This window comes from Enterococcus cecorum (assembly GCF_052119425.1).
In the GTDB taxonomy this organism is placed as follows: Bacteria; Bacillota; Bacilli; order Lactobacillales; family Enterococcaceae; genus Enterococcus_E; species Enterococcus_E cecorum_C.
The window spans coordinates 1-489 of sequence record NZ_JBQKFH010000108.1 but is presented as its reverse complement, the minus strand read 5'-3'; the positions used below and the strand labels follow the sequence as shown (position 1 = coordinate 489).

Sequence of the window (489 nt, the reverse complement as noted above, 5' to 3'; positions counted from 1 at the left end):
GGTTCTATGATATTTAGTGTTGTTACTCAAATTGAGGATAACGCTGAATATCTTTTTTGTTTGAAACAATAGAAAAAGACATCTGTTTCCTCTATAATTAAGTCGACCAAAACCATTAAGGAGTGAAACATGATGTCTTCCTTACATAATATCAAAAAAACTTGTGCAAGTACAACGAATCTTATCAAAAATATCCTAAATATTAAGGATAAGCATATTACTTTTCCTGATTATGCTTACGCATTTTCTAATGAGAAGATCCATGGCGTGCTTTCTAAAGTCTTTTCTGGTTTGCTTTCCTACCCTGAAAATCCCCATTGTTGTTCTTCTTGTGGAAAGTCAGGTACGGTTATTAAGCATACGCCTAAAGCTAGTTTGATTCAAATGATTCCTTATCAAAATGTGCCGACCTACCTGCGTTTATACAAGCAACGTTATCGTTGTAAAGCGTGCGGACAAACGTTTTCCGCTACGACAAACATCGTTGAT

Annotated in this window: 1 protein-coding gene; it reads left to right on the top strand. The window is 35.2% G+C overall.

The window, feature by feature from the left end; translation table 11 throughout:
• Nucleotides 1–132: 132 nt before the first annotated feature.
• On the top strand, nucleotides 133–489 hold a 357-nt coding region (locus tag ACTQZM_RS12025; protein ID WP_441653898.1), incomplete at its 3' end, for a transposase family protein.